Source organism: Leptospira licerasiae serovar Varillal str. VAR 010, from assembly GCF_000244755.1.
Classification (GTDB): Bacteria; Spirochaetota; Leptospiria; order Leptospirales; family Leptospiraceae; genus Leptospira_B; species Leptospira_B licerasiae.
Genome location: NZ_AHOO02000013.1, coordinates 99,737 through 120,969, shown reverse-complemented (window position 1 = coordinate 120,969; position 21,233 = coordinate 99,737). Strand labels below are relative to the sequence as shown.

Here is a 21,233-nt window from a genome sequence, read left to right as displayed (position 1 = left end):
TTAGACCGGAAATCCCAAGGCAAGCTTGATCTGTAGATAAAAATAAAGAATAGGGACGGTCAAAAGTAAAGCGTCCGCTCTGTCTAAAATCCCACCATGGCCCGGTATCAAATTCCCGGAATCTTTTACCTTAGCATCCCTTTTCATAGCGGATTCCAATAGGTCCCCTACAATCCCTACTAAAGATAGAATTAAAGAAATTAAAAATACTTCCGCACCGAAAACTAAGGGTGCGACCCCTGTACTTCTTTCCCAGAGAATATTCAGGAGAAATACGGAACCGATCGCAACGATGATCCCGGAAACATAACCTTCCCATGTCTTTTTGGGGGAGATCGCAAGCCCTGCCGGGTTCCTTCCGAACCAACGTCCACCGAAATATCCGCCTACATCGGTCATAAATGTTGCGACGGAAACCAAGAACACGTAATAGATCCCGTCGTTCATTCCCAAAAGTAGAAGTAAATGTCCAAGCGGGATCGCAGCGTAAACCACTCCTAAGATAGTGGAACTAACCGAAAAGATCGCTCCGTCCAAAGGTCTTCTCAAAATTTGGAGAAGGAAACTGAATAGGAAAAGTAATACAAAGGAGAATGTTACAGCATCAAATGTAGGCACAAACAGTTTGAAATGTGTCTGAAAAAAGATCGGCGGTTCGAACTTGTTCTGGGAGGCTACGAATCTAAAATAATAAATTAATAATATTATAATAAAGAAGAATATACCGGTCCCCTTGAAAGGCCTTCCGTCCTGGCCTCTGTCGGAAAGCCTGTAAAATTCCGTCAGACCGATCACTCCTCCGATAAGAAGTACGGCCAGTGTTTGCAAATAATAAAAATCCCTGTAAAAGATCATGAACAGGTAGAGGGCCACGAGCACAGCCGCGGAAAGGATCCTTTTTGTAGTTTCACCCATTCTCTAAACCTCCGAATTTTCGGGTCCTTCTTGCGAACCAATCCAGCGCCTCTCTCAGATCCTTGTCTCCAAAATCAGGCCAAAGATTTTCCGTAAAAAAAAGCTCCGCATAAGCGGATTGCCATAGAAGGAAATTGGATAATCTCCTCTCACCAGCGGTTCTAATCAATAAATCTACCGCAGGAAGAGGGTACGTATACAAATATTTTTCGAGTTCTTTCACGCTGATCGGTTTTTGGATGGAGATAGACTTCTTCTTTCTTTCTTCCGCTAATCTGGAAAACGCGCTTAAAATCTCTTCCTGAGACCCGTAATTCAAACAAAAGTTCACGGTTAATTTGCGGTTTTTGCGGGTCATCTCCGCAGCCCGATCGATTTTAGATAAAACTAAGGAACTTAACTTTTTTCTAGAACCGGAATGTAATATCCGGATACCTTTGGCGTGGATCTTGTCCAAACGGGAATCTATAAATTCCACCAATAGATTGAATATGGATCTGATCTCAGTGATCGGACGTTTCCAGTTTTCTGTGGAGAATGCGTATAGAGAAACTACCTCCAAACCTAAGGAAAGGCTGGAATCCATGAGAAGATCAATTGCATCCGCTCCCGCCCTATGTCCTTCGGATCTGGAAAGTCCTTTAGATGTCGCCCATCTTCCGTTTCCGTCCATGATGACGGCCACATGACGGGGGATCTTTTTTTTGGAAGAAGCCAAGCTTAGACCGTAGTGATTTCCTTCTCTTTTTCAGCGGTAATTGCGGAAACTTTGTCTATATAAGAATCCGTAATTTTTTGCACCTGGTCTTGCAGAGTTTTTAATTCGTCTTGGGAAATTCCTTCGGAATGTTTTTTAAGATCCTCCATCGCATCCCTGCGGATGTTTCTGACAGCGACCTTCTTTTCTTCCGATTTGGATTTTACCACTTTAGCCAATTCTTTACGTCTTTCGCCCGTAAGTTCCGGAATAATGATACGGATTACAACCCCGTCGTTCGTAGGTTGTAGCCCAAGTCCGGAAGCTTGGATTGCCTTTTCGATATCTTTCATAGTCCCCTTATCATAAGGAGAAACTACCAAAAGTCTAGGCTCAGGAGCTGAAATATTTCCCAACTGATTGATTGGAGTAGGAGTTCCGTAATATTCCACTCTAAGATCTTCGATCAATGCAGGGTTGGCCCTGCCCGTCCGGACTCCCGCGAAATCCTTTTTAAGTAACTCCACGGTTTTATCCATCTTGGATTTCATTGCGTTGATTAATTCTTCATTCGCCATCGATCCGAATATCCTCCGAGTTGGAAATCAGGGTACCTATTTTTTTGTCCCCCAGAACCAAATCTTTTAAATTGCCCCGCTTAAAAATGTCAAATACGATTATAGACATATTGTTTTCCATGCAGAGGCTGAGGGCGGTAGAATCCATAACTTTCAATCTACGTTTAATGGATTCCATAAAGGAGATATGAGTATATCGTTTAGCGCTTGGATCTTTTTTAGGATCCGCTTCGTAAACTCCGTCCACCTTAGTGGCTTTCAAGATCACTTCGCATCCTACTTCTACCGCTCTTAAACTTGCTGCTGTGTCCGTAGTAAAATAAGGGTTACCGATCCCGCCTGCAAATATCACGATCCTTTTCTTTTCCAAGTGTCGGACCGCTCTTCGGCGAATATAACTTTCTGCGATGGAATGAATGTCGATTGCGGACTGAACTCTAGTGTAGAGTCCTTTTTTTTCGCAGGCGTCTTGTAGAGCCAATGCGTTTTGGATGGTAGCAAGCATCCCCATATAATCTGCGGTGGCTTGGTCCATCCCCACCTTAGCGAGATTCGCTCCTCGGATCAGGTTTCCCCCTCCGACTACCAGAGCGATCTCTACTCCTAAAGAATGAACTTCTTTGATCTCTTCTGCAAGAGAATGGGCCTTATTGCTATCGATCCCAAACTCGCCCTCTCCGGCAAGAGCCTCACCGGAGAGTTTAATCAAGATCCGCTTATACTTAGAAGTTTCTTCGGCCAAGGTTTACGCGCCGCCTACCTGGAAACGAGCAAAACGAGCTACGGTGATATTTTCACCGAATTTCGCGATGGATTCCTTAACCAGATCGTCAACGGTTTTAGCGTTATCCTTGATGAAGGCTTGGTTCAAAAGGCATACTTCGGAGTAATACTTTTTGATCTTTCCTGGAATGATCTTTTCGATCTGTTCAGGTTTTTTACCTTCTTCTTTTAATTGAGCTTCCAAAACCTTAGTTTCACGCTCGATATCTTCTGCAGGGACTTGGTCTTCGCTTACATATAACGGAGCCATAGCCGCGATTTGTAGGCAAATTTCTTTTCCCAAAGCTTCAAAAGCTTCGTTACGCGCAACGAAGTCAGTCTCGGAGTTGAGCTCAAGCAGAACTCCGATCTTTCCGTCTCCATGAATATAAGAAACGGCTCTTCCTTCTTTTGTTACACGGCCCGCTTTTTTAGCAGCCTTAGCGATCCCTTTTTCACGCAACCAATCTGCGGATTTGTCTAGATCGTTACCGTTCTCTTGAAGAGCTTTTTTACAATCCATCAATCCCGCACCGGTGCGGTCTCTTAGTTCCTTAATAAGGTCGGTAGTAGATGCTGACATGATCTTCCCTCTTACTCGCCTTTATCGATTTCAATAGTAGCAGGAGATTCAACCGCAGGAGCAGGAGTAGCAGCAGCTTCCTCTTTTTTAGGGCTAACTGGATCCTCGTCCATAATGAACTTACCACTTTCGTCGTATTCACCTTGGTATTCAAGAGCAAGCGCTTCCGAATCCAAATCTTCGCTGAAGCGAGGTTGTTCTACAACTCCACCTGTTCCTTCGATTACCGCGTTAGACATGGTTTCGAGGAATAAGGAGATAGCACGGATCGCGTCGTCGTTACCTGGGATTGGATAGTCGATCAACTCAGGATCACAGTTGGTATCCACCACTGCGAAAATTTTAAGACCAAGTTTACGAGCTTCTTTTACTGCGATCTCTTCTTTCTTAGGATCGATCACGAAAAGAACTTCAGGAATGCTATTCATATCCTTGATCCCGCCCAAAGTTTTGCGGAGTTTATCTAATTCTCTACGAAGAGATAGAATTTCTTTTTTAGTTTTAACTTCTTTTTCGAAGCTATTATCCGTTTCCATTCCCTCTAGTTTTTTCAAACGAGCGATGGATTTTTTAACTGTGTTCCAGTTGGTTAAAAGTCCGCCCGGCCAGCGGTTATTGATGAAGAACATATTACAACGGAGTGCTTCTCTTTCGATCGCTCCTCTCGCTTGTTTTTTAGTTCCTACGAATAGGACTTTTTTTCCTTCGGAAGTAACCTTCTTCAATGCGTCGTAAGCTTCTTTAGCTTTTTGAACGGTTTTTTGAAGGTCGATGATATGGATCCCGTTTCTTGCAGTGAAGACATACGGTGCCATTTTCGGATTCCATTTTCTTGTCTGGTGACCGAAGTGAACTCCGGTTTCCAGTAAATTCTTCATGGAAATTACTGACATGAGTTGTTTACCCCTTTTTTAGTACGAAGAACAATGTCGCCACAAGTCCCAAAAGACTTGCAGGGGTAACTTGTGCTTCGACTTTAATTACGTAAAGTTCCAGCCGAACCGGTTCTTGTAAGAGGTAGACGGAGAGGATATGGACCCCAAAAACGTTGTCGATGATTACTCCGACTACGGCTCCGGCCAAGGTTCCTAAAAAGATGGCTAATGCGATTTTGGCCGCTTTTCCGCCGTCCATAGGTCGTTTCGGGCTGGCAGATACCAATTTTTCAGGTCGGACCGAAGGGTCAATCCTTATTAGGTAGGATCATTTCGCAGTTGCCTTCGAAGATCACTCCATCCGCGATTTGCAGCTTTGCAGTCTTGATGTTTCCGTTCACTTTTCCACTAGGAAGCATTTCCAATCTTTGGGTTGCGATTACGTTGCCTGTGATCTCTCCCCCAACGATTACAGTCCCGGCTTTAATATTGGCTCTGACCTTGGCTCCTTCGCTAACTAATAGGAATCCTTCGGATTCTATTTCTCCTTGGAATTCACCTGAGATCTCCAAAGGTTTTTTGAAGTTAAGAATTCCTGAAAAATGGGTTTCTCTTCCTAAAACAGTGGAGATAGTCCCGAATTCGGTTACAGTGCGGCTTGGTTTGGATGCGGTTGAGGCTTTTTTTGACATGATACCAGATTATTTCGTTTTCATCTCGAAAACCCCATCCCAATCTTCTGGAGGAGGATTCGCGATAAATGCTTCGCAGCGTCCTATATATTTTTTAGAAGGCCCGTCGTTCGGAGTGATCTCTACTGCCTTTTTGAACAGTTCCCAAGCTTCCTTGAACTTTCTATTCTTGTACAATGCGAGACCTTCGTCGTACAATTTCAGAGTTTGTTTAAAAGACTCGGTGACCATGGATGCTCACTCCTTATAGAGAACGACGATTGCAGTGGAATAATTTTCCGCATGGCTGATCGATACGGAAACACCGCTATAGCCTTTCTCGAGGAACAATTCTTTGGATTTTCCGTGAAGTACCAATTCTTTTTTTCCGAATTCTTTCCCGAAAAGTTCGATTTCTCTCATATCAAGGATTACCTTATGCCCGGGTTCTATCGCCTTGATGAACGCTTCTTTGACACAAAATCTTCCGCTAAGATGAGGAACCGGATCTTTTCTTCCGGAACAGTATGCAATCTCCGTTTCGGAAAATACTCTTTTCAGAAATCTTTCTCCATGTTTATTGAGTAAGTCTCTGATCCTGGAATTTTCTACTATATCATTCCCTACGGTGATCTTCATTCTTCCTCAGGCTCCGGTAGAGGTTCTTCCGAACCCGGATCCGAGTTTCCATCTCCCCCATCTTCGCTTCCATTTCCACCTGATCCTATATCGGAACGGACTCTGTACAGAATGGAAATTCGATCCGGGAAAACTCCCTGGATCTCTACAGACTTCAAACTAGGCGCTTTTTCCAAACGGATTTTTGCGACCACAGGTTTACCATCGGGAAGGATCTTTTTGGTTTTGGGATCGTATTTATGAGAACATACCACACTCGCATTCAGACCTTTTATGATCTGGATACTTCTTAAAGGAGTTCTAGATTGTAGTTTTACGGAAACTTCCTGCTCCGAAAATTCCGCTTCCAGATTTTTATCCAAATTCTGGCATTTTACAGGAACACCTAAGACTATACTTTCTCCTGGTGTGGAAGAATCCGCTACGATATTCACCGTTACGGAAACTTCTTTTATATTATCCCTGTATCTTAGGCCGGAAGGAAGATCCGGGACCTTAAATTTCTGCGTGAATGTTTTGGTCTTATCCTTCAGGGAAATAGAAGGAAGAGTCACTAACCTTCCCACCTTATCGAACTCGGATGGATTTCCCACAACGACCAGACTAGTGGGAGACACAAAATGAGAAGACTTGATATAATCCTTAGGAGGATCTCCGACTAGTTTAGGTTCGATTATAAGTGTCCTACTCACATTGGACTCGACTATGATCTTGACCTTCTCCTTGCCAGGAATCTTAGAGATCCTTAAACCGGGAGTCGTACCCCCGAAACGGACCACGTTTACTATATTCTCGCCAGGATGAAGATCTGTAGGGGAAATATATGCTTTTAAGGAAGGAGTGTAGAAGTTCACATAGTCGCGAACACCTTCTACCTTGACCGGAAAAGTAGTGTCCGATCCTTTAGCGATGATTAGGCCTCCGCTAAGCTTGGGATATTCTATCTTGATATTTACTTCTCTTACGAGAATTTTAGAATTTTGTAAATTAATATAGAATAATGTGGCAAGAATTACGGAACCTAGTTTTGCCTGCCAGTTGTTTAGGAGGGCCTTAATCATTGGACTCCTCCTTTTCTTCGGACTCGGTCTTTTTGTCCGAGTTTGGACTTCCTGGTGCCGCTTTCTTTTCCTGTAGGATAGTATTCAAAAGATTCTTTAATTCGATCGGTTTGACCGGATGGATCATTTCGCCGTCGTGGCAGACTGAAATTTCTCCCGTTTCTTCCGAGGTGACCACTACTACTGCATCCGATTCTTCCGCGATCCCGAGTGCAGCTCTGTGTCTAGCTCCCATACGAGCATCGTCCAAATTTTGGGCCATCGGCAAGAATGCGCCCGCACATGCGATCCGGTTCTGCTCTATGATTACCGCTCCGTCGTGGAGCGCTGTATTTTTTTTAAATATGGTAAGAAGAAGACTCGTGGAGAGAATAGCGTCCAACTGGACCGCCTGCTCCGCGATATCCTTTAGACTATGTTCTCTAACGATCGCGATCAGGGATCCTGTCTTATTTTTGGCCATGATCTTAGCAGCCTCTACGATTTCGTCCAGATCCGTTACCGTCTTTAAAAGGAAAGGGCGGAACAATCGGAGCCTTGCCATGTCCCCGGTGATCTTACGAAGTTCCGGTTGGAGAAGAACAATGATCGCGAACACAAGCGCAGGACGGATATTGTCTATAATCCAATCCAAAAGTTCAAAATTCAAAGTCTGGGCAAAGATCCCAAGTACCCAGATCAAACCGATCCCCAAGAGAAGCTGAACCCCTCTTGTCCTGCGGATGGTGGAATAAAATTGATAGATTAAAAAACTAACGATCAGGATGTCCAGGACCATCACGATCCCGAATTTATCACTTTGGAATAAACTGATGTTTTTTAAAAAATCCATCCCGAGAACCTTATAATCCTAATACGGAAAACATATCGTAGAGACCTTTTTCTCTTCCGATCAAAAATTCGGCCGCTTTTACGGAACCGACCGCGAATGTTTTTCTGTCCTGGGCCTTATGGGAAATTTCCACTCTTTCTTCCGGAGTGAAAAAATAGACAGTATGATCCCCGATCACTTCTCCCGCTCTAAGAGTATGGATCCCTATTTCTTTAGGATCTCTTTCCGGAAGAATTCCATGACGACCGTGTACAATATTTGACTCCGTTCTCGAAAGAGTCTCTAAAAGTATCGATTTTAGTTTTTCTGCAGTCCCGGAAGGTGCATCTTTTTTATGACGATGGTGGATATCCTGGATCTCTATATCCGCCAGATCTCCCATCACTTTTGCAGCGATCTCAGTCAGTTTAAAAAGAAGATTCACCCCAATCGACATATTAGGAGAATACACGATCGGAATGATTTTAGAAGTTTCTTTTAATAATTCCTTATGAGATTCCGTAAGACCGGTCGTCCCGACCACAACAGGTTTTTTGAACTCTTTGCAAGCGGAAAGAACGTCCGACAATACTTCTCTAATAGAAAAATCGATTACAGTGTCCGACTCAGAAATACATTTAGAAAGATCGTCCGAAAACAAAATTTCATTTTGTTTGAGTCCGGAATGTAAACCGGAATCCAAACCCAAATAAACGGAACCCTTTCCTACTACCGCAGCGGAAAGTTCCGAAACTTTAGATTGGGAAAGAACTTGGATAATAGCCTTCCCCATTCTTCCGGAAGCGCCAATGACTGCGACACGATTCTTGCGGGCCAAATCGAATTCCTTATTTATAACCTTTTGCTAAAAGATCGGAAACCGTTTTTTTCAAACGATCCGCTCCAGGACCTGCGCTCAGAGAAGTCATAGGAAGACGGATCTCACCTGAACAGAATCCATGCCAACTCATGACTGCTTTGATCGGGATTGGATTGGTTTCTATAAACGCTAACGCGAATAATTCTATAAAATCATAATGGATCTTTTGCGCTGCGGCTACGTCCCCTTTTTGGAAGGACTCCACAAGATTCACCAAACTTTCCGGGAATAAATTAGAAATTACGGAAACCACACCTTTTCCACCTAAAGAAAGAAGAGGTAGAGTCAGGTTATCGTCTCCGGAAAGAACAGTCATCTTATCTCCGACTAAAGAGATCAATTTGGACATTTGTCCTAAGTCTCCCGTTGCTTCTTTCATGGATCTGATCTTAGGATGTTCAGAAAGACGAAGAACTGTTTCGGGCAATAAATTCACGGAAGTTCTGCCCGGAATATTGTACAACATTACAGGAACGGAGGAATGATCCGCGATCTCTTTGAAATGAAGATACAAACCCTCTTGGGTAGGTTTATTATAATACGGATTGACTTGTAGAATTCCGTCCACTCCATCCTTGCAAGCCGCCTCGGTCAGTTCCACAGCCTCTCTAGTCGAGTTGGAACCTGTGCCAGCCACGACCAAAATGCGTTTTTTGACATGTTTCACCGTTTCGCGGATCAGTTCCGCGTGTTCTTCATGAGAAAGAGTGGGAGATTCGCCTGTGGTACCGCAAGGCACCACTCCGCTTACCCTCGCTTGGATCTGTTTATCCAAAAGAGAAAAATAGGAATCATAGTCTATCTTTCCGTTCCGGAAGGGAGTAATAATGGCAGTAAATACGCCTTGAAACATAATATATAAATTCCTGATCCCTGGGCGATTTGGCAACCTCTTTACTGGGCGGCAGATTGTAGGAATTCCCACGCAGAGCCGCGGAGATGCAGAGGATATTTGGGGGTAGCAAAGCTTGCAAAGTTAAAAAGGATTCTTTGGTTTAGTCTTTAAAAGACCTTTTACTTTTCACGACTTCGCGCGAGAAAATCGAAAATCCGGCAAAATTAGAATATCTGGCTACGTAAGAAGTAAGTTATAATTTACTAAACTCAAACTCTTTGTGTCCCTGCGCCTCCGCGCCTCTGTGTGCCAAAAACTCTGTGCCTCTCCAAATCTCTGTGTCTCTAATAATGACTTCTCACCTGGTCCATTCTCCAGCTAAGATAGACCAAGACCCCCATTTCCAAAAACCCGGACCAAACGAATGTGGAAGGAATCCCGATCCGATCCGAAAAAAAACCGGATAAAATTCCGGAGAATGCAGGTACCAAAAGAAACACTAGACTATAAAGAGAAAGTATCCTGCCTCTGATATGATTTTCGGTATTTTGTTGGATCCCCGCCGGAATGAGAGTAATGATCACGCCGGTCATAAACCCGAATATGAAAAAACAAATCGCAGTGAATACCAGACTTTCGGCAAGAAAAGGGATCAGTGAAAACAGAAAACAACTGAAAAGCGCGGATCCGAAAAGAATATGCCCCTTCTTCTTTAAACCATGAAGAAGAAATGTAACTCCTCCCCCGAGCACAAGCCCAACCCCCAAAGCGGAAAGTAACGCTCCTCTTTGTCCCTCGCTCAATCCCAAAATTTCTTTTGCGTATTTAGGCAGAAGGACCTGGACTGGACCCACTAACAGTACCACTGCGCCCATAAGCAATAGGAACTGAGATACTAACGGCGAATTTTTCAAATATGCAACCAGCTCGGAGATCCCTGGTCCGGAAGAAGTCTGGCTTCTTTCCCTCATCTGCACAGGGATCAGGACTAAAAAGAAAACACTCAAAACATAAGCTGAGCCAATGCTCATAAAAACATATTTAAAGGAGAAGTATTCCTTAAAATATCCGGCAACCAACGGGGCAAGACCGTAGCCGAAAAGAACCAGAGTGTTCAACCAAACACTATGTTTTCCTATTTTAGAATGTTCTAATAGATCACCCAGTATAGCAAATCGCCCCGGCATCACGAAAGATAGCCCGATCCCGGAAAGAACCGAGGACACAAGAAGTAGATACGGCTTACCGGGAGATATCCATTCCAAATGTAATGCCAGCGCGGCAAATCCGGAACCGCAAGCCATCGAGATCTGGGCCGCTGCAAGCAGCCATTTTCTGGAATATTTATCCAACAATCTTCCGGCGGTAAAACTTAAAAACAGTAATGGAAAACATACAAAGAAGAATACATAAGCGGAAAATGTATCCGAGCTGGAAATACTCTGGGAAAGAATAATAGCGGTGTAATTGAACATATTTCCCGCGAGAAGTCCGAGGATAGAAGATAGATAATAAAAAAGTATCACATAAGAAGATTGAGAAAAATCAACCTGCCCGGCAAGCTGAATTCAACCAAGAAGTCGCCTAGTTAGGAGTGACGGTGGGAGCAAATTGCACGAGTAACAAGACCACAGAAAGTTCAAGGTTGGTTCCCCTTTGCAAACAGAAGTAAAATTGATGCAAATTTTCGATAATCAATTGTTATTCGGAAGATGAAGTCATGTTAAAATAGCGGTCTGCTTATCAACTTTGTATTCCCTACCTCTTGCAAATCGAAAAATTTCCCGATCCATTCCCGCATAGATCTTTAGGTATAAAAATCCAATCTAAGCCCTTAAGTGGCATACCCGAGAAACTAACAGTGTTTAAACCTATTCATCCTGCCATCCGGTCACTCGTTTACGGGATCAAATAGTATATTATAAAAATTTAATTATATATCAAACATTAAGTTCTAACAGTGTTCAGTTGCGATTCCTATATTGTAATATTACGAATGTTCAATATAGAAAAAACTATTTTCCAATTGGAAATTGACTTCAGAGTATGCAGTTCCATGCTTTGGCTCGAAGAGAATATAGAAATCTCCTTCAATAGAGAGTGGAGTTAATTTAAAAATGAACATTCGAAACTTTTGGAAGATCCTAAGCGGGACTTTCCTGATCGTGGGAGCTTCTACGCTTTCGGCACAAAGCCAGGCGCAAATGTTTTCCAGACCTGGAGTAATTGGCGACTCCTTAAGCCAGGGTTTTTATGGCGCAACTGTAGAAGAGAAAACTCAAAACTGGGCTTATCCTGTTTTGGTTTCCAAACAAGCCGGCTCTAACGTTTCGTATAACGTATTAAAAGGGCCTTACTTAAATTTCGAAGATGTGCTTAAGGGTGATTGCGGGGTATTCTGCATCGCCGCTTCCATTATTGGTGGGAACGGATCTACTGTTGGACTTCCAACACATGCGGGGATCACAGGCGCGGATTACACTACCGTTCTTCAAACTTCCGGTCAGTGCGAAAATATCAATGCAACTACTTGGGCAAAGGAATGGTATTGGGAAACTTGGTACTGGTATACTTATCGTTGGGTACAAGTTCCAGATTGCCAATCTCCGGATAAATTCCATCAATTCGGTTTGAGGAGTTCCGGAACCCAAATGCAAGTAATGCAAGCAGTAAAGCCTAGCTTCTTATTCGGAACTGCTGCTGCGAATCATGTACTTTGTACTGCATTAAGCACTTCCACAGATTGTTTAGACCAAGCTAGATTTTTGAGAGATATCCGTTCTACAATGTCCAAAATGGCGGCGATCGGTTCTATCAAAGGTGGAGTTCTGTTTACCGTTCCGAATGTGACCTCTATCGCATTTTTGGAAAATTATAACGATCCACAAGGAAGAGTAAATTATTCCGGTCTGAAAGCATTCTTCCGTTCTTCCGTTTCAGATCCTTCTCAGGTCTTGGATAAGAATGAAGTGGCTACAATCACCAATTTCTTGACTTCTATAAACAACGAAGTGAAGGCTCAAGCGGTAGCAATGGGATTTGCATTAGCGGATCTTAAAGTTCTTTTCGACGATTTAAAAGAGAATGGTCGTTTGATCAAAAGCCCTTCCGGTTATAGCCCTGGTTATGCAAAAGCGAATTGGCCTCTTCCAAACCAACCCGGTATTTTCGGTTTGGACGGAGTGCATCCAAATATGTACGGCCACTCGGTTTTTGCAAACGAGCTGATCAAAGCGATCAATTCCAAATACGGTTATTCTATTCCGCAAGTGAGCGAATATACCGCTTGGTACTACGATTCCTTAAATCGGAACCCGGTTGACTTGAAAAAATTCCTGACAGACACTCTTTTCGGTCAGTTTATTTCTTGGGTCATCGGAATTTTCGTATAAGAGCCGTCGGCTTTTGGAGCCCGAGACAAATTACTTATCGATAGCTTAAGTTTTGTTACGGGTTATAAAACTTCGGGAACGATTCCCGCTCACTCGGGCGGGAATTCGTTTTAATTCAATTTTCCTAATAAATTTCTTTTAAAAATCATAATGCATTTCTTTCGTTCTTATTGGCCCTGGATCTCAGGCGCAATCATTCTTATTATTTGTATCTTATTCATATTTTGGCCGGAAAGAAAAAGGAATTCTCCCAGTTTAGGAGAAGAAGCTTCCGACGTAGTGGATCGAAAATACGGTAGCGGCAACTTAGAATTTCCGGATGCCCCCCATCCTTTCGAAGAAGATCCGGATCTAGAAGGTCCAGCCAAAAGACTTTGGCCTGCCGCTTTTAAGGAAAAAAAATCGGAAGAAGAAAGGGAGAAGATACGCGAAGAATGGATCGATTTTGCCGCAAGATATCCTCGCAATATTTATATCCCAAGGGAATTCCGTCCAGGGCTCACTTCAGAAGACGAGAAAAAAGCAAGAGAGCAGTTGGATAAGGTTACTTCTGCAGAATCCAAGTTTGCATTGTCCAGAAATGCAAGCAAATATGCAGAACCAGGATCCGTTCCCTCTCGTCCAAGTGATCCGAATGTAACCCCCGACGAACAGAGGGCTTACTTCTCCTATAAAATTTCCGAATTAGAATCCAGGATACAGTTGGTCCAATATGCGATACAACAAGGCAGAATGGACGCTTCTCAACTCCCTCAAGCGAATTCGGATATTGCGAGCTGGCAAAAGGAATTACTGCAGTTAAGGCAGGCTTCTGAATCGGTACCAAGATGATTTTTATGAAATTTAGATTATATTCTGTTTTTTTAATTTTCTTTATGCGTGCAATTATCCCGATAAGTGCAGCCGGAGTTCTCGGTTCCACATTGGGTTGTTTTGGCCCTCCTCGTCCCGACCTCTTACCGGAGGTTCAAGAAGAAGGAGAACAAAGTTTGGAGGAATTGGAATCCGATCTGAAAAGCCAAAATCCAAGAATGAGATCCCAAGCAATTCTAGAATTAGCATCCAGGAATGAAAGAAAATACATTCCCATTGCCAGGGAATGGATGAGATCATCAGACGAGACCACAAAAGGTCCTGCGATATTAGCATTGGGGATCTGGAAAGATAAGTCTTCTCTCACGGAAATAGTAAACTTTTTAGATCCTAAATCGGGAGTCGATACGGGAACTGTTTTGGAAGCAATCTCAAGAATGGAGGATCCTCAGGCAGGAAATCGGGTCGCCGCTCTTTTAAATCAAGAAGAAGCAAGCATTCGATTAATAGCTGTGGATACTTTGGTCAGGATCCATGCAAGGCAGTCCGGAAAAACTATTTTAGCGGCAGCCAAATCAAACAAAGATCCGGACAAAGCCAAAACATTCGCAATGGCATTAGGAAAATTGAATGTTATAGAATCGGAAGATTATCTTATAGATTTGGCTTCTCATACCGAGCCGGGGCCTACTTTGGCGGCGTCTTACTTGGCCTTAGGTAAGATCAGAAGTAAAAAATCCATTCCACTTTTAGTAAAAGCCCTAGAATCGAATTTTGATAAGGGAAGAGAAAATTCATCCATAGCTCTTATAGAGATCGGAGATCCCAAAATTTTACCCTTGGTCCTTCCAATTTTAGAAAATCAAGATAAAGAGATCCGATACAGGGCAGCAGATGTTCTGATTGGAGTTCACGATCCCGGTTTTTCGATACGTATCTTAGAAGTTTTAACAAAAGGGAAAGCCATAGCAAAAGCCCCCGCATCGCACGTTTTAGGTCGTATCAAATTTTTAAAAGCAAGAGAAGATATAGAGAAAACATTATTAGATCCTAATATTCCAGACAGAGAGATTGTCGCCCAAGCCTTGGGATATTTAGGCGATATAAAAAGTATTCCGGTGCTTGTTAAGACCCTAAAGGAAGACCAGACGGAGGCGAAATACGGTGCCGTTTGGGCCCTTGGTGCGATAGGTTCGGAAGAAGGACTTCCTTACGTGGAAGAGGCTTGTAAATCTAAAGACCAAAAATTAGCAAAAATCGCTTCTGAAAGTTTGGGAATGATCGCTTCTCCTAAATCTTTGTCGCTTTTAGATAAGAAAACGGAAGATTTTCCCGATTTGGCCCCAATCACACTCGCTGCGATCACCTCGATTCCGGGAGAGGAATCGCGTAAAATTTTGGAAAAATATGCGGAAAGCGAGAATATCAATCTTCACCAGGTTGCGGTTTCTCAATTAGGAGCTAAAAAGGATCCGGCAAGTGTACCAGTTTTGATTAAATTACTTAAAGAGGACTCAAGATCTCGAAATAGAAAGTTACTTATTTCCTCCTTAAAATCGGTTACCGGATTGAAGTATGCTTCTAAAAACGAATGGATCAATTGGTATACATTAAATTTTTCTAAAAAACATCCGTGAGTTTCAGAAGGATCGGATGATTAGGATCTATCAGCTGAGCTTTTTCTGCGAATTTTTTTGCATCTTCGGATCGGTTTAAGTTTTTATAAATATCCGCTAAGTTGATCAGATTATTCAGATAATTTTTATCCAATGTATAGGCGATCCTTCCGAAATATTCCGCCTTTTGAAAATCCTTATTAAGTTTGCTGGAGTAAGATGCATAATATTGGGACTCCAATCTCTCCGGATTCAGATTGGCAGCTCTTTCAAATGATCTGGCCGCGGAAGAAAAATCCTTGAGCTTCAAATATGATTTTCCGAGCAGAATGAAGAGTTCTTCTCTATCGGAGAAAATAGTCTTGTATTCGTTTAGATAATCTATGAGAGGAGAATAGGACTTTTTCTTGTAAAGCGTTTTGGCTTGTTCCAACACATCGCTCAATGAAGTTTCGCTCTTGAACTGAGGCTCAACGAGATACTCCAACCTCAAAAGGGTAAAATCATCGGTCAATTCTCCGAATCTAAGTGTTTTTTCGTAGATCTGCCTTAGATCTCCTTTTGATTCTTCTACAGTTCTTAAAAATTTAGTTTCATCCTCGTTTACGATCCTTCCCCTTTCGTCATTCCCTATTAAAATATCGTCTTTTCCATCAGAACCCAATATTAATACATCATACTTTCTTAATTGAAAATATTTTACGAAGAAGTTCTCTTCGTTTCCGGGAATGCCTATTTTACGAAGAGTAAGTTCATTTTCCAAAAATCCCGCAGCCCCGTCCCTGAACAATACTGGCCATGGATGTTCCGCATTAATATAATATAACTCTCCGGACCTTTCATTCAACAAACCTATTACAACTGAAATATACATAGAACCGTCGAAAGATTCAAAAATTCCTTGGAGTTCTAAAAAGGAATCTTTTAGCCAAGATTCGGGAGCTTTGGAATATCCTCCGTTACGATTAGTCCGCGTTAACAATGACTGAAAAACTGTGCCCATTACAAGTGCACCGCCTGCCCCTTGGATGGATTTTCCCATCGCGTCTCCATTTACAAATACCGTGTATTTTTCTCCTTGGATGGAGATATTTCCCGCGATACTGATATCCCCTCCGATCTCGTAATGTTTCTCTTTGAACGAAATGGACTTTTTTTGTTTAGAAAAGAAATCGATCTTTAAGGAAGGACTAGAGGTATTGTTCGTAAACAAAGGTCGGATCAACAGGGAAGTTAGAAAATAATCTCCGTCCTGTTGGGTCTTAAGACGACTTACATTTGCAAGGGACTCGTTTAACTCTTGAGTTCTTTCCTCTACCTTAAGCTCTAAATGTTCGTTCAATTCTTCCACTTGCTCGTTCAAGCGTACGAATTTATTGGCGAGAATAGTAGCGATACTGATAATAAAGAAAAAGAATGCGTAACCGACTGTCCGAGGAAATACGAATAAATTCCGATTGGACATTGTATCCAAAACCGTAGACAAGGCCACGATAGTAACTCCGATCAGTATGAGCAAAGCGTCCCGGTCCTTCGTTCTGATCTTATTGATCAAATAGTAAAAGATCAGAATAATATAAGCCGCCCAGCCTAACTGCACGGCTGAACTATTCAGCTTATTGTATAAAATCACGTTGTTTGAAACGATATAAAATAATATAAAAGCTCCGTAGATCGCATCCAATACATTTACAAACTTCCCTCTAGGAAATTTAAAATAAGATCTGATAAAGTTCGCAAAAATGGGGATCAGTGCGGTTAAGATAATATATTCCGTTTTCTTCATATATAAGAACGGGATCCCCAGTTCATATTTGATCTGATTCCGGAGAAATTGATAAATCACAAGAAAGACGGTAAATAATCCGAAATACAGGTTTTCCGTATCCGTCCTTCTTCTAATAAATAAAAACAGAAAATATCCGCCGACCGTGAGATAGATCATCAACAGAGCGATCTTCGTATATTCGGCCCTATAATAATCTCCTTGGATCAACCGAGTATCCCCGATCTCCGTGCGGTCTTGCTCTATTCCGGCCTCAGGATGAAAATATTTTTTCACTTCCAAGACCAATATGTTTTCTCGTCCATTCCGTATGAGTCCGGGTGGAATCGAATATATTCTGATCTTATCGTATGCCTGGGGCTCGGAGGAATTCATATTTCCTGTCTCCCCAATCAGCTTTCCGTTTAGATACGTTTTATCCTTATCAGTCAGAGTCCCCAAACGAACAGAGATCCCTGCCGCATTCCAAGATTCGGGTGCGATAAATTTCTTAATTAAATAAACTTTATGCACCGATTTTTGAGAGACCCTATACACTCCCGGCGCCTTATATGGACTTGTTTTGATCCCGGGCCCTTCCCCGCTTAAATAAGAAAGCGAAAATTGTTTGGGGTCCAATGCCTCTTCAGTAATTTCCCAAGTATAGGATTCTGTGGAATTTAGACTAGTGATCGAATCAAAGGATCCGATCTTTTGTATCTCTTGTGAGAAGAGTAAATTTGGAAAAAACTGAATAGATATGAGGACGATTGCGGAACGAATCTGCATCGGGATTTCCTTGGATTGAAAATTGGATTTCGAATCTATAGGATTTACGCTTTTTGTTTTCGACTTGCAAGTGTTAGTTTAAGAATCCGATTTCAGACAATTTTCACAAGTACATTTTTAAGGGATAAATTACAACTCAGTATCTTAACGCTAGATCGAACCCCCGAAAAGTCTCTACCTTAAGTAAGTGATCCAAATAAAAAAGTTTAGCCCGAAAGACCTAAGATCTATTTGAGATCTTTCGAGCAAATCGATGTTAAAATTTCAGCCGTTACAGGAAATGAAATAGAGAACGACCGCAACCAAAGGAGGAAGTCCTTGGATAATCGCAGCCCTTGCCATCGAAGGTTTAGAAATTAATAATACAAGCCCCGCACCGAAAACGGAAAGACAAGAGAAAGCCAAGATCGCCGGGGCAAAACCAGGATGTAACTCGAAAAAGATAGCTCCGTATAATGCGCCGATTGCAAGAAATAGATTATAAAAACCTTGGTTTAAAAAGACTCCCTTCATCGCTTCCGCTAATTTTGTGTCCGTCACTCCGAACCTTCTGTGAATACGGGGGCGCATCCATAACACACTCTCCATGATGAAGATCCAAACATGCAATAAGCCGACGATAGCCGCTAAAATTCTTGCTGCTAATATCATTCCATTCTCTCCAAGGATATAAATCCCCGGGAGTTTTAATTTGGCGTTATTTTTTGTAAAGAGGAATCTTACGCAAATCACTTACAATAATCGCGGCAAAAAGGTATCATGGGCGTGAACATTATCCTTATTTGTCATACGCAGCAGTTAAATATATTTGATATTCTGTAGAAACGTTTCCAATTCCGTATCCATAAAGTTTTTTATGCAGAAATTTAATTATAATTTCTTCTAACTTTATAAGCTTGGACACTTTTTGCATTGGCTTTTCGAAGATGGGACCGCATTCTACTTTCTTCTATTTCTAATTGTGTTCCCCTTTTCAACGGGAAAAATTACGAAAAGACGGACTGTTTCATTAGCTATTTCTGATTAAAGAAAAAATAATTTATATTTTCCTCTTTACAGGGTTCTGGAAATTAATTTCAATAGGCCCGCTAAATGGAATCCTAAGGCTCTCAGCTAAAAGCTTCCTATATGCAAAATATCCAAAACATGTTCAGTTTTAACCATGGCATTCAGATTAAACCTACATAATCCCATCTTAATTGTAGAAGACCAAGAGGAAAATCGGGAGCTGATCGCAAGGTTAGCGAGAAGTGTCGGCGTGGACGCAGATACGGCCTCCGACGGGCAAGTTGCCTGCCAGATGGCAGACCAAAAGGAATATTCCTTATACCTGGTGGACCTAGAAATGCCTGTCATGAACGGGTTTGATTTCATCAAAAAGATCAAAGAAAAAGAACCTGAGTCGCTATTTATCGTAATTTCGGGTAACGATGTACCTGAGATCATCATCGAAGTGATGAAGCTCGGGATATTCGACTATATCATCAAACCGATCGATAGGGAAAGACTATACCAAGTGTTGGATCGGATTTCGGAATTCATACGACTAAAGGAAAGCGAAAGGATACTGATACAGGAAAACGAAGAACGCCTCAAGGCTCAACTTAACTGGATCCTGTACAAACAGTCCTGGTTGACCGATCTGGAAAAAAATATAGACCTTTCCAAAAGTACTCTTAACAATCTAAAACAAAGTTTTTTTAGTGGAGGCGGATTTGGCGCGATTGTCAGCATCGTGGAGATATTACAAACAAGCGGAAAAAAAGAAGGAGCAAATTATCATTTCTCCTCGGATCTAGTCGAATTACTTTTTGAGAATATACATTATACCAAAAAGGGACTTCGCTCTCTTGAAAAAAGTTTAGAGGTACTTAGTAAAAACTTTCAAGATTCTTTTCAAAAAACAAATAGTATCCAAATACACGATCTATTGGAAAAAAACAGGTTACGATTGGAGAATTTTAACCAACAATATAAGAAAAAGAAGAACCTACAGATCCCGCAGATCTTACTACCCTCCGACGGATACTATATAAATGCGGATTCGGACTCACTCGGGCGGATATTCAACGAATTGTTGATCAACTGCTTAAAATATTCCGCTAAAAATTCGGTCATTAATGTGTATATCTCCGTCTCAGCAGGATACCTGAACATCAACCTGAAAAACGAATTCGATCCACAATCGGTCCCAGGTATTCCTAAAAACAAGGAGCTACTGGTCAAACAACCATTCTATCGACTCGCGGGTTTTGTGGAGGAAAATTTGGAAGAAGAAGAATATTTTACCGGTTTGGGATTGACGATTGTGGACTTCGTAATAAAAAAACACGGTGGGATTTTCAGCATACACAATGTTATCGATCATTCCATTGGAGAAAAACCTATTGAGGTTGTACTCGCCACAGTATCTCTCCCTATCGTAGATTAATGTTCGAAACTTCCAGTCTGGTCCAATATTTAAAAGCAGCCACGATCGCTCAGTTAGGATTTCTAATTCTAAACTTTCTGATCCGAGTAAAATTCAGCGTTCAGAGTTTACTCGGGAGTTTATTCAATTCTTCGCTTATCGCCTATTTTATTTGTCCGTGGTTAGACCATTCCACACATATATTCATCCTAATACTTGTTCATACAGGCTGCTTTTCCGTTTCCGTCCTTTTCTATCTTTTCGTATCCAGCCTATTCGAAGACGAATTTAGACTAAAAATCCGCCATGCAGTATTATTTCTTTCCCTGAATATATTCTGTTTTTATGTTTTTGTGGCTTCGGATATCAGGAATCAAGTCTCCATATTCTCAAAAGTTTTATTCAGTTTGCCTCAGGTGTTCTATCTTGGACTCATCCTATTCACTTTAGGAAAGGTTTTAAAAGATAAGAATGTAGACTTAATGGAATCCAGACGTGAATTCAGGGTCGTCTTTTCCTGGGTGACAGGGCTTTACAGTATCTCTGTGGTATTAATGGAAGTAATTACAAAGGACGCTGGATACTCTGTTCAATTAGATCTGATCAATTCTTCTTTCATATTCGTATTGGTATTTTTCATTTCATTTCGAATTTTCCAATTTAGGGATAATATATTCCCCGACGGAGAAATACAAAAGGAAGAAGAAGCCGAAGAACCTTTAGATGAGGGGCTTCTCAAAAAACTGGACTCCTTATTGAAAGACCAAAAAGTATTTCTACAAGAAAATCTGACGATCCTAGCCTTGGCTAAACAGCTAAACGTTCCTGAGAAAAAGGTGCGCAGACTAATCAATAAAGGACTGGGTTACAGGAATTTTAACGAATTCTTAAATCATTTCAGGATACAAGAAGCAAAATTTATACTCTCTGACCCTGGCAAAAACGATTTGCAGGTACTTAGGATCGCAATGGATTTGGGCTATGGTTCTCTAGCCCCTTTCAACAGAGCATTCAAGGAAACTGTGGGAATGACCCCGAGCGATTTTAGAAAACAAAACAGTTCTGCAAAATAGCCGATCGAATCCGGAATCGATCAGGTTTTGTCCGAAATCCATCGGATTCAAATCGGAAAAAATGTTTT

Annotated in this window: 22 protein-coding genes; 5 read left to right on the top strand and 17 right to left on the bottom strand. The window is 41.8% G+C overall.

Going from position 1 to position 21,233, the window contains the following annotated elements:
• The 15 genes from LEP1GSC185_RS16460 to LEP1GSC185_RS16390 all read right to left on the bottom strand — a co-directional run bounded on the left by LEP1GSC185_RS16460 (position 1) and on the right by LEP1GSC185_RS16390 (position 10,833).
• Entirely contained in the window at positions 1 to 915 is a 915-nt protein-coding gene (locus LEP1GSC185_RS16460; protein ID WP_008592557.1) for a phosphatidate cytidylyltransferase, read from the bottom strand.
• Positions 908 to 1,633 (bottom strand): isoprenyl transferase, encoded by a 726-nt coding sequence (locus tag LEP1GSC185_RS16455; protein ID WP_008592728.1) that lies wholly within the window; start codon positions 1,631 to 1,633, stop codon positions 908 to 910. The genes LEP1GSC185_RS16460 and LEP1GSC185_RS16455 overlap by 8 nt, the downstream gene beginning before the upstream one ends.
• 2 nt (positions 1,634 to 1,635) lie before the next feature.
• Positions 1,636 to 2,190, bottom strand: a complete 555-nt coding sequence (gene frr / locus LEP1GSC185_RS16450) for a ribosome recycling factor (protein ID WP_008592068.1) — start codon at positions 2,188 to 2,190, stop codon at positions 1,636 to 1,638.
• Positions 2,180 to 2,932, bottom strand: coding sequence for a UMP kinase (pyrH, locus tag LEP1GSC185_RS16445; RefSeq protein WP_008592152.1), 753 nt, complete (start codon positions 2,930 to 2,932; stop codon positions 2,180 to 2,182). Before pyrH ends, frr begins: the two co-directional genes overlap by 11 nt.
• Positions 2,933 to 2,935: 3 nt before the next feature.
• Positions 2,936 to 3,535 (bottom strand): translation elongation factor Ts, encoded by a 600-nt coding sequence (gene tsf, locus LEP1GSC185_RS16440; RefSeq protein WP_008592207.1) that lies wholly within the window; start codon positions 3,533 to 3,535, stop codon positions 2,936 to 2,938.
• Between the two features lie 11 nt (positions 3,536 to 3,546).
• Positions 3,547 to 4,428 carry a 30S ribosomal protein S2 gene (rpsB, locus tag LEP1GSC185_RS16435; RefSeq protein ID WP_008592958.1) on the bottom strand — a complete coding sequence of 294 codons (882 nt, stop codon included), beginning with the start codon at positions 4,426 to 4,428 and terminating at the stop codon, positions 3,547 to 3,549.
• A 7-nt stretch (positions 4,429 to 4,435) separates the two neighbouring features.
• A complete protein-coding gene (locus tag LEP1GSC185_RS16430; protein ID WP_024864096.1) occupies positions 4,436 to 4,696 on the bottom strand; it encodes a hypothetical protein in 261 nt (86 codons plus the stop codon).
• A 22-nt stretch (positions 4,697 to 4,718) separates the two neighbouring features.
• The gene (locus LEP1GSC185_RS16425; protein WP_008592741.1) at positions 4,719 to 5,102 is read right to left on the bottom strand and encodes a bactofilin family protein; all 384 of its coding nucleotides are present in this window, start codon (positions 5,100 to 5,102) and stop codon (positions 4,719 to 4,721) included.
• 9 nt (positions 5,103 to 5,111) lie between these two features.
• Positions 5,112 to 5,333: a tetratricopeptide repeat protein gene (locus tag LEP1GSC185_RS16420; protein ID WP_008592471.1), complete on the bottom strand. Its 222-nt coding sequence runs from the start codon at positions 5,331 to 5,333 to the stop codon at positions 5,112 to 5,114.
• Between the two features lie 6 nt (positions 5,334 to 5,339).
• A complete protein-coding gene (gene acpS / locus LEP1GSC185_RS16415; protein ID WP_008592441.1) occupies positions 5,340 to 5,720 on the bottom strand; it encodes a holo-ACP synthase in 381 nt (126 codons plus the stop codon).
• Positions 5,717 to 6,781: a YbbR-like domain-containing protein gene (locus LEP1GSC185_RS16410; protein ID WP_008592307.1), complete on the bottom strand. Its 1,065-nt coding sequence runs from the start codon at positions 6,779 to 6,781 to the stop codon at positions 5,717 to 5,719. The genes acpS and LEP1GSC185_RS16410 overlap by 4 nt, the downstream gene beginning before the upstream one ends.
• Positions 6,774 to 7,613: a diadenylate cyclase CdaA gene (gene cdaA, locus LEP1GSC185_RS16405; protein ID WP_008592150.1), complete on the bottom strand. Its 840-nt coding sequence runs from the start codon at positions 7,611 to 7,613 to the stop codon at positions 6,774 to 6,776. The genes LEP1GSC185_RS16410 and cdaA overlap by 8 nt, the downstream gene beginning before the upstream one ends.
• A 10-nt stretch (positions 7,614 to 7,623) precedes the next feature.
• Positions 7,624 to 8,430, bottom strand: coding sequence for a 4-hydroxy-tetrahydrodipicolinate reductase (gene dapB / locus LEP1GSC185_RS16400; RefSeq protein WP_008592575.1), 807 nt, complete (start codon positions 8,428 to 8,430; stop codon positions 7,624 to 7,626).
• Between the two features lie 10 nt (positions 8,431 to 8,440).
• Complete coding sequence (gene dapA, locus LEP1GSC185_RS16395) at positions 8,441 to 9,325, bottom strand: 4-hydroxy-tetrahydrodipicolinate synthase (protein WP_008592973.1); 885 nt, start codon at positions 9,323 to 9,325, stop codon at positions 8,441 to 8,443.
• Positions 9,326 to 9,651: 326 nt separating this feature from the next.
• On the bottom strand, positions 9,652 to 10,833 hold the full coding sequence (locus LEP1GSC185_RS16390) for an MFS transporter (RefSeq protein WP_008592683.1): 1,182 nt from the start codon (positions 10,831 to 10,833) through the stop codon (positions 9,652 to 9,654).
• A 591-nt stretch (positions 10,834 to 11,424) separates the two neighbouring features.
• Between LEP1GSC185_RS16390 and LEP1GSC185_RS16385 the strand changes: the two genes are divergently transcribed.
• The 3 genes from LEP1GSC185_RS16385 to LEP1GSC185_RS16375 all read left to right on the top strand — a co-directional run bounded on the left by LEP1GSC185_RS16385 (position 11,425) and on the right by LEP1GSC185_RS16375 (position 15,149).
• Positions 11,425 to 12,699, top strand: coding sequence for a hypothetical protein (locus LEP1GSC185_RS16385; protein ID WP_008592687.1), 1,275 nt, complete (start codon positions 11,425 to 11,427; stop codon positions 12,697 to 12,699).
• A gap of 150 nt (positions 12,700 to 12,849) precedes the next feature.
• Positions 12,850 to 13,530 carry a hypothetical protein gene (locus tag LEP1GSC185_RS16380; RefSeq protein ID WP_008592759.1) on the top strand — a complete coding sequence of 227 codons (681 nt, stop codon included), beginning with the start codon at positions 12,850 to 12,852 and terminating at the stop codon, positions 13,528 to 13,530.
• Positions 13,527 to 15,149 carry a HEAT repeat domain-containing protein gene (locus LEP1GSC185_RS16375; RefSeq protein ID WP_008592497.1) on the top strand — a complete coding sequence of 541 codons (1,623 nt, stop codon included), beginning with the start codon at positions 13,527 to 13,529 and terminating at the stop codon, positions 15,147 to 15,149. Before LEP1GSC185_RS16380 ends, LEP1GSC185_RS16375 begins: the two co-directional genes overlap by 4 nt.
• Here LEP1GSC185_RS16375 and LEP1GSC185_RS16370 read toward each other — a convergent pair.
• On the bottom strand, positions 15,133 to 17,682 hold the full coding sequence (locus LEP1GSC185_RS16370) for a SpoIIE family protein phosphatase (RefSeq protein ID WP_008592334.1): 2,550 nt from the start codon (positions 17,680 to 17,682) through the stop codon (positions 15,133 to 15,135). The two genes, LEP1GSC185_RS16375 and LEP1GSC185_RS16370, sit on opposite strands and share 17 nt — an antisense overlap.
• A gap of 264 nt (positions 17,683 to 17,946) precedes the next feature.
• Positions 17,947 to 18,333, bottom strand: a complete 387-nt coding sequence (locus tag LEP1GSC185_RS16365) for a DUF1304 domain-containing protein (protein ID WP_008592210.1) — start codon at positions 18,331 to 18,333, stop codon at positions 17,947 to 17,949.
• Between the two features lie 511 nt (positions 18,334 to 18,844).
• On the opposite strand from LEP1GSC185_RS16365, the gene LEP1GSC185_RS16360 reads away from it, so the two are divergent.
• Positions 18,845 to 20,113: an ATP-binding response regulator gene (locus LEP1GSC185_RS16360; RefSeq protein ID WP_008593026.1), complete on the top strand. Its 1,269-nt coding sequence runs from the start codon at positions 18,845 to 18,847 to the stop codon at positions 20,111 to 20,113.
• Positions 20,113 to 21,165, top strand: coding sequence for an AraC family transcriptional regulator (locus LEP1GSC185_RS16355; RefSeq protein WP_008592057.1), 1,053 nt, complete (start codon positions 20,113 to 20,115; stop codon positions 21,163 to 21,165). Before LEP1GSC185_RS16360 ends, LEP1GSC185_RS16355 begins: the two co-directional genes overlap by 1 nt.
• The last annotated feature ends 68 nt before the right edge of the window (positions 21,166 to 21,233 follow it).